Below are 8053 nucleotides of genomic sequence, written 5' to 3'. Positions count from 1 at the left end.
GTGCCGCACGTACCCTGCCGCCACCGTCGTTCCAGGCGGTCACGCCTTCACTCAGCAGGTCGGTGAGAGCGGCCAGGTCACCGCACTGTGCGGCGTCCAGGAAGTGGGTGAGCAGCCTGGCGTGCTCCTTCGGGGAGGCACGGAACCGGTCGCGCCCGTCCAGCACGCGCAACCGCGCCCGGTGGTGGATCTGACGACAGCCGACCGTGGAGAGTCCGGCGATTTCCGCGATCTCCGGGTACGGCATGCCGAACGCCTCACGCAAGATGAACACCGCGCGCTCGGGCGGTGACAGTCGCTCCAGCATGTGCACCGTGGCGTAGGAGACAGTGTCACGTAATTCGGCGGTGTCCAGCGGTCCGAGCTCACCAGCCGTCACCGGCTCGGGCAGCCAGGGCCCCGGATAGACCTCCCGGGTGGCCCTGGCGAGTCTCAGCTTGTCGAGAGCGAGCCTCGACACCACGGTCACCAGGAAGGAACGGGGCTCTCGTATCTCTTCGGAGTCGGTGCGCATCCAACGGAGAAAAGCGTCCTGGATGACGTCTTCCGCCTCCCATACGCTGCCGAGCAGCCGATAGGCCAGCCCCAGCAGCACGGGACGCAGTCGCTCGAACTCCTCAACTGAGTACCCCATTCCGTCCTCCCTGCGGTCAATTACGCGATAATGCCCTTGCCCATGAGCTCATCGGCGAAGCCGATGCGCCAACTCGCGTACTGGGGCCGCCAGTCAAGGTGCAGCTTGGCGCGGGAGTTGTCGGCTCCGCGTAGCTGGGTCATGTACGCGACGCCCCACTCGCCCACCGCTTCCGCGGCCATGGCCGAAGATACGCTCTGCGGCTTCTCCGCCCCGAGAAGTTCAGCCACCACCGGGAGCCACTCGCTCATCGGAGCGGGGTCATCGTCCACCACGTTCAAGGGCTCGGTGACGGTCTTGTCGAGCGCCGCCACCACGGCGGTGGCCGCGTCATGGGCATGCGTGAAGGAGAAAGTGGAATGCCCACCGTCCACGAGCGGGACGTACCCGGCCTTGATCCCCTGAGTGAAGGAACCGTCAGCAGCGTACGCCGACCCCGGACCGTACAGGTGCCCGAACCGCAGCACTAGCCCGCCTGCCTCCTGGGTGAGGCGCTCCAGTTCCTTGAGTGCGGCCAGGACCGGCACGAACTGCGCGGGCGGCTCCAACCAGAACGGAGTGTCCTCGTTGGCGAGATCCTTACTGTCGGGGTTGTACGCGTAGGCCAACCCCTGGGCGATGATGCGTCGCACGCCGGCCTTCTTCGCGGCGTCCAGCAGATTGCGCGCCCCTTCGGTGCGCAGCCGGTTGGTCGTCTCGAACTCTTTGTCCAAATTCTTTGTGTCGATGGCGGCGGGAATCGCCGTGAGCATGTTGACAACGGCGTCCGGGGCGGCCTCGACCACAGCGCGTTCGAGCGCGGCGCGGTCGAGCGCGTCGGCCATCACCACCTCGGCACCCGACCCCTCCAGCACGCCGTTGGGGTCGGCAAGTGCGAGCGCGATGACGTCTTGTCCGACCGACTTGAGCAGCGGAACCAACTGCCTGCCGATTACTCCAGTGGCACCGGCTACGAGTACACGCATAACCCCTCCTTGAAATGTCTGATCCCGGATCTCGGGAACCCACAACCAATGGACGGGCGACCGGCCATGGCTGTGACAGCTTCACGCTGTGATGTAGATCACAAACTTGTCCTCGAAGGCGACCGCGGTATTTCACGCGCGGCTCCACCCGCATTCGGCGAGAGCGCTCTCCCCGCGGTGGTGATGAACCACGCCGAAGGTCTTTGCCTTCGCCGCGAAAGGCACTCATCGCGGGGGCGTCATCGGGGCGCCCGCTATCGGGTACGTTGCACCTTCGGCCGCTCACGAGACATCGCGACGATGGCGTGGGCGGCGGACGCGAGGGTGATGTGCCGGTGCCATCCACCGAACGAGCGGCCGGTGAAGTCCTTGAGGCCGACCCGGTCCCCGATCTCGTCGAAGTCCCGCTCCACTCGCCGGGTCAGGCTGCTCAGCCGCACCAGGTCACCCAAACGTGCCGAGTGCAGGTTGGTCAGCCACAATTCCTGGGGCCACGGGTTGCCCGCGCCCCTCCCCCCCAGGCCCATCAGCAGCAGATCTTCGCGGTGTGCCCGGGAGCCGGCCCATGGGGCCTCCAGCGGCGCGGCGACTTGGACCCCGGCGGCCAGCCCCTCCCGGATGCCGCCGCCAAGAGAGGGATCCGTCCATGCCACCGGGCGCCGCGCCCACCCTGCGGCTTCCATGATCTGCTGAGCGGGCTCGCCCCGCCGCCGATCGGACCTTTTGGCGTGAGGCACGGAAAGGCGTACGTCCCCGTTTACCCGGAGCAGGAAGGGGGCCCCCGCGGCACGGAGTTTCTCCATGTGGGCCAGGCCGTCCCCTTCCCAGGCATCTATGATCACAGGCAGCGGGCGGAACCCCCAACTCAACGTTTCGACGTAGGCGTTGACGCCGCACTCGGTCAGCGTCTCCGCCCCCGCATGGTCAGGTATCGACACCCGGTTCCGGCGGATCGCATTGTCCACCCAGGCGCTGGACAGCTGGAGCCGCCAGTTCACCGGACTGGCGATGTCGCCGGAGACGGCCCAGACGCCGAGCGCTCGCTGAGCGCCTCGCATCTGCCCCGAATCGGGTAATTCACACCGGTCCACCCCCACGGTGTTCACCCCGGCCTTGGGGATGACCACCGGCCTGACCACCCAGGCCCAGGGGGGCCTGGCGCCCACCACGAAGTGCGCCAGTTCCCGCCTCACCGGGGCCCAGCCCCATGTGGAGGCACAGACGAAATGATGAAGGCTCTGCTCCGCGGCTTGCCCGCCGACCAGAGAGGCGATGTTCCGGATTGATTTGCGCCCATTCGCCAGCAGCAGACCCCTGATGTATTTCATGCCCTTCTCGCGCTGGTCGCTACGGCGCAGAGAGGTGAATAACGACGCGCTCAACTTGTCGAGCATTCGTTCGTGTGTGTCCGAGCACAGCGTGGACGTGGCAGTACCGTTCATCAGTTCTCTTGCCCCTTGCGTCTGACCGGTGGTTCCGAGCTGCGGATGGCGGTCACTGCGCTTTTTGCGCCATCTACAGCTGGTGTGAGGTCGGCACGGTTCTGGTGGCACGACCATGAATCTGGACGGGCCGCCCTGGAGGAGCTCGCCTTCGTGGTGTGCCCATGCCTGTCACGACGCCGCAGCCGCGGAATCGGCGAACCTCACCGCCGCCCCGGCGGAGGTATGCCCGGTGGCTCTCGCCTGGCGGAGCGGACAGCGAACGCGGTAAAGGTTTTGCGGCTGTGTCCTGTCGGCGAGCCGGCTCCCCCTGACCGTGGCTGGAGTGCTCGCTTTAAGGCTCCTGCTACCTGCCTGCCCCTGGCCAGATGCCCAGGCAACACACTTGTGCCATTGGATGGTGCCCAGGCGACACGGCATCATTTCGGACAGCGGCCGGCCGGTACCGGGCACGGCTCGGGAAGGCATGCTCACCAGGGAACAGTCTCCGGGAGGGCGCGGCGCGCCAGGGGAAGGGCAGGGACACCGCAGCCGAGGGCCATACAGGTCCCGCCACGCCCGCGAACATGCGAGAACAGCGGGCCCGACATGCCGCTCGTGATGGCGTCCCGCCAAGTGCAACACCGTTGCGTTTGGGCTGCGCGTGCCCTGTCAAGGGGGCGGGACCTCTGGTAGTCCCCGTGGTGTCGAGTCCGGGGACGAGTAATCCGGAGGTCCCGTTGTCGCGAAAGTCTGGCAGCATCCAGCCCGGGGCGACAGTCCCGGATGTGTACGCGCCCGGCCATCTGGGCGAGTTGACGCAGATCATCGATCCCGAACTGGTCGATGCGGTACTCGAGGACACGGGTGCGCGGGAGCGGAGGCTGCGGCTGTTGCCGGCGCGCGTCGTGGTGTACTTCGTGCTCGCCTTCGCCTTCTTCGAGCGGTCGTCCTACCGGGCGGTGTGGGACAAGCTCACGGCCGGACTCGACGCCGTGCCCGTGGCGCGCCCGTGTGCCTCGTCGCTGTCACGGGCCCGGCGCCGTGTGGGCAGCGCACCGCTGCGCCGCCTGTTCGCGATTCTGTCCGGACCGGTCGCCGACCGCGGCCAGTCCTGCACCTTCTACCGGGGCCTGCGCCTGGTCGCCGTGGACGGCACGACTCTGTCCGCTCCCGACGAGGAGGCGGTGACCTGGTACTACCGCAAGCACATCGGGAAGGTCCGTACGTTCGGCTACCCGCTGGTGCGCCTGGTGGCCATCGCGGAGTGCGGGACGCGGGCCCTGCTGGACGCGGCCTTCGGCCCCGACCACACCGGCGAACTCACCTACGCCCGCCGCCTGCTGGGCTGCCTGGACGCCTCGATGCTCCTGCTGGCCGACGCCTACTACGACGCGTTCGACTTCGTGCAGGCGTCTCGGACACGGGAGCCGACTTCCTGCTGCGCTCCACCAGGAAACGGCGGCCGACCCTGCGCCACGCCCTGCCTGACGGCTCCTACCTGACCACCATCCTCAGCCGCGAGCACCGGGCGGGACGGGGATATGAGCGGCTTGAGGTGCGGGTGGTCGAGGCGGGGATCACCATCACCCTCGCCGACGGCACCCGGCGCACCGAGTTGTGGCGGCTGCTGACCAGTCTGCTCGACGCCGACCGCTACCCCGCCACGGAACTGCTCGCGCTCTATCACCGCAGGTGGCAGGCAGAGACCTGCTATTTCTCGCTGAAGTCCACGATCCTCGACCAGCGGGTGCTGCGCTCACGCAGCGTCCCCGGCCTTGAGCAGGAGATCTTCGCCCTGCTGACGGCCTACCAGACGCTGATCCGGGCGGCCGGTGACGTCACGATCGCCAGTGAGGGCGTGTCCGCGCAACGCGTGAGCTTCACCGTCCTGTTCCAAGCCGCCGCCGACCAGATCATCGCCGCCCGGGGCATCGCCACCGCCGACGCCGTGTCGCTGATCGGAGCGATCGGGCGCGCCGTGCTGGACAACCTCCTGCCCGAACACCCCCGTTGGCGCGTGAAGGCCCGTTTCCGCAAGTCAGCGAGCAAGTACACCTTCAAGCGAGGTGACCATCCGCGCACCGTCCAGGCGTACACACTGGACGCCCAGGTGATCAAGAACGGGTACCTTGACGACGGCGCCAACAGGTAAACGCAACGGTGTTGCCGCCAAGTGGTGTAGCCGATCAACTACCCGGAATGCGCAGGTCACCGCCGCATCGACGCGGCTCGGGGCCGCTCGTGTCGCTGACGGCAGGTCAGCCGGACGCGATAAGGGAGCCATGCCCCTGCGGCGTGGCCGGCGCGCGGCTTTCCGGAACCGGCCGAGCAGGGTCGCTTACACCACGAAGCGGGACGCGACCCGGCTCGTCCTCATGCCATCGCGAGCAACTGCTCCGGAACAGCGGTCAGTTGGCGGCCGATGAGAGCGTGGAGCACCGGATAGGCACTGGTATCGCCGACCAGGACGCCACCGAGAAGGGTCATGGCGTCAGAATCCAGGACCAGCTTCGCGTAGGTGGGGGCGGTGTGGTCGGCGAAGACGAGTTCAAGGGCTCCCTCGGTCTCGGCGTGGGCGTCGCCGAAGCTTGCCACATCGACACCGAGGAGTTTCAGCTTGGCCGACATGTCCGGGTTCTCGGGGAACGGGACGCTGTCACGACCAAGGAGTTGGTCGGCGACGATGCCGGCCATCCGGTAGCCGGGAGCGGCCATGCCGTGGCAGCGGCCACGGACCGCGGCGCACTCTCCGATCGCCCAGATACGCGGGTCCTCGGTGCGGCAGTGGGGATCGACGAGGAAGCCTCCGCGCGGCCCCAGAGCGAGCCCCGCCCCGGCGGCGAGTTCGTCCCGGGGGCGGACGCCCGCGGCGAAGACCAGCAGAGCGGTGTGGACGACAGTGCCCCCGTCGAGGAGGAGGGAGTCCACTCGGCCGTCAGAGCCGGGGATGATGGCCACGACGGAGGTATCGCAGTGCACACGGACACCCCGATCGGTAATGAGCTGGGCGAGCATCTCGCCTGCGCCCTCGTCCACCTGGAGCGGCATCAGACGGGGAGCCACCTCGACGACATGAGGCTCCATCCCCAGGACCCGCAGCGCGTTCGCCGCCTCCAGGCCGAGCAACCCACCGCCAATGACCGCACCGGAACGGCCGGGGAGGGAGGCGGCGCGGATCGCGTCGGCGTCTTCGGCGGTGCGGTAGACGAAACAACCCGGGAGATCGTGGCCCGGTACGGGCGGTACGAAGGGCCGGGAACCGGTGGCGAGGACCAACGCGTCATAGGAAATGGTGTCCTCGTCGGCGGTGGTGACGGTACCGCGAACCCGGTCGATGCCCGTGACACGAGTGTTCAGACGCAGGTCCACCACGGGTTGCGTCGGAAAGTCGGGGCTGGCAAGGCTGAGGGCGCGAGAGGAGCCTTCCTGCAGGTATACGGAGAGGGCGAGCCTGTCGTAGGCGGGACGGGGTTCCTCGGACAGGATGACGATCCGCCAGTCGCTCGCCGCGTCTGAGGCTCGAAGAGTCTCCACAAGCCGGTGGCCGGCCATGCCGTACCCGGCCAGGACGAGAGTACGGCAGGGGAGTGTCACGGGCGGTTCCTTCCACAATCACTGATCAAAGTCGCTCCGATGCGTTCCGGTCAGGGGGACGTACCGCGCAGGCACGCCGCACGGCCTGGGCACAGCCGCCGCACCCGGTCGTGGCGCGAGTGGCCGCGGCCAGTTCGGAGAGTTCACGGGCACCATCGGCCCAGGCCCGCGCCAGATCCGCCTTCGTGACGCCGTTGCAGACACACACGATCGCCTCGTCGGGCAGCTCCACCACCCCGGCGCCCAAGGTCGCGGGTCTGCCGAGGAGCAGTGCGAGACGGTCGGACGGCACCGGTAGGTCGCGGTCGTACAACAGCCCCACGTTGGCCATGGCCCGGGGGAGCCCGAGCAGCACAGCGCCGACGATGCGGTCGTCCCGCAGCAGCAACCGGGCATAGCGCCCGGAGGACGGGGCGCTCAGGGTCACGGAGTTGGTGGCGGCAGCATCGGCTGAGCCGTAGACGGCGAGGTCGAGCTCAGGTGCGTTGAGCCGTAGCGCGGCCTTGGCCGGACGGCGGCTGACCGGACGGCCGCTGAGTGTACGCGCCAGCAGCTCGGCCTGGTCCCAGGCGGAGAGAAGCAGCCCTGTGCTGCCGCCTCGGGGTTCGGCGCAGTCACCGAGAGCGTGGATGTGGGGATCCGAGGTGCGCAACCTGGCGTTGACCACCACGCCGCGGCGGACGGCGAGTCCGGCCCGGCGCGCGAGCCTGGTGTCAGGTGCGGCACCGGTGCACACCAGCAGGGTGTTGGCCTGAATCACCTGACCGTCGTCGAGCATCAGCTTGCCCGGCGTGTACTCCACGATGCGGCGGTTCGTACGCACGTCGATGCCGTGGCCGGCGAGACTCATGGCGAGCAGACACCCGGCGTCAGGGCCGAGCTGACGGTTCATCGGATAGGGGCGGCGGTGGACGAGGACGACCTCTCGCCCTGCCCTGCACAGCGCGAGAGCGGTTTCGACCCCGAGGACACCCGCGCCGAGTATCGCCACCGGCCCCTCGGGGAGGGTGCCGCAGTCCGCGAGGGTGCGCAGGGTACGTACCTCGTCGATGCGGGGCAGTTCGTCCGGGGTCTCCGGGCGGGAGCCGGTGACGAGCACCAGGGTCCGGTAGGGATGGACCGAGCCGTCGTCGGTGTGAACGAGGCGGCGGCGGCGGTCTATGCGCATGGCCGTGGTGCGCAGCCGCAGGTCCGTGGCACCGCCCAGAGTCGGCAGCACCACGGCGCGGGGTGGCAGGGCACCGGCCAGTACGGAGGTGAGCAACACCCGGTTGTACGGGGGGCTGGGCTCGGCACAGAGCACGGTCACCGGATCGTGGTGGCCATGGTGGCGCAACCGCTCCACAAAGCGGTGCGCGGCAGGCCCGCCGCCGACGACGACAATGCCGCTGCTCGGGTGCGCTGTGGTGGTCATGATGGCTTCGGCCACGGCTCGA

7 protein-coding genes are annotated in these 8053 nt (G+C 68.5%); 2 read left to right on the top strand and 5 right to left on the bottom strand.

What is annotated here, in order from left to right; all coding sequences use genetic code 11:
• The 3 genes from F3T56_RS43845 to F3T56_RS43835 all read right to left on the bottom strand — a co-directional run.
• Positions 1–634, bottom strand: a 634-nt coding sequence (locus tag F3T56_RS43845) for a sigma-70 family RNA polymerase sigma factor (RefSeq protein WP_216373094.1), incomplete at its 3' end; no start/stop codon positions are given.
• A 20-nt stretch (positions 635–654) separates the two neighbouring features.
• Positions 655–1599, bottom strand: coding sequence for an NAD-dependent epimerase/dehydratase family protein (locus F3T56_RS43840; protein ID WP_149831047.1), 945 nt, complete (start codon positions 1597–1599; stop codon positions 655–657).
• Between the two features lie 254 nt (positions 1600–1853).
• On the bottom strand, positions 1854–2993 hold the full coding sequence (locus F3T56_RS43835; RefSeq protein ID WP_246204760.1) for an IS701 family transposase: 1140 nt from the start codon (positions 2991–2993) through the stop codon (positions 1854–1856).
• Between the two features lie 767 nt (positions 2994–3760).
• Between F3T56_RS43835 and F3T56_RS43830 the strand changes: the two genes are divergently transcribed.
• Positions 3761–4525: a transposase domain-containing protein gene (locus F3T56_RS43830; RefSeq protein WP_172639459.1), complete on the top strand. Its 765-nt coding sequence runs from the start codon at positions 3761–3763 to the stop codon at positions 4523–4525.
• Positions 4459–5175, top strand: a complete 717-nt coding sequence (locus F3T56_RS46760; protein ID WP_281291978.1) for a transposase — start codon at positions 4459–4461, stop codon at positions 5173–5175. The genes F3T56_RS43830 and F3T56_RS46760 overlap by 67 nt, the downstream gene beginning before the upstream one ends.
• A gap of 221 nt (positions 5176–5396) precedes the next feature.
• Here F3T56_RS46760 and F3T56_RS43820 read toward each other — a convergent pair whose 3' ends face one another.
• A complete protein-coding gene (locus F3T56_RS43820) occupies positions 5397–6617 on the bottom strand; it encodes an NAD(P)/FAD-dependent oxidoreductase (protein ID WP_246204759.1) in 1221 nt (406 codons plus the stop codon).
• A 25-nt stretch (positions 6618–6642) separates the two neighbouring features.
• A partial coding sequence (locus F3T56_RS43815) for an FAD-dependent oxidoreductase (protein ID WP_342787064.1) occupies positions 6643–8053 on the bottom strand: 1411 nt, incomplete at its 5' end.

It is taken from the genome of Streptomyces tailanensis, from assembly GCF_008386495.1.
GTDB lineage: Bacteria > Actinomycetota > Actinomycetes > Streptomycetales > Streptomycetaceae > Streptomyces > Streptomyces tailanensis.
The sequence above is the reverse complement of the archived record's forward strand: the minus strand, read 5'-3'. Positions and strand labels throughout refer to the sequence as shown.

Coding starts and splice junctions, on each gene's coding strand:
- F3T56_RS43840 (WP_149831047.1), bottom strand. CDS start 1,599: ATGCGTGTACTCGTAGCCGGTGCCACTGGAGTAATCGGCAGGCAGTTG.
- F3T56_RS43835 (WP_246204760.1), bottom strand. CDS start 2,993: ATGCTCGACAAGTTGAGCGCGTCGTTATTCACCTCTCTGCGCCGTAGC.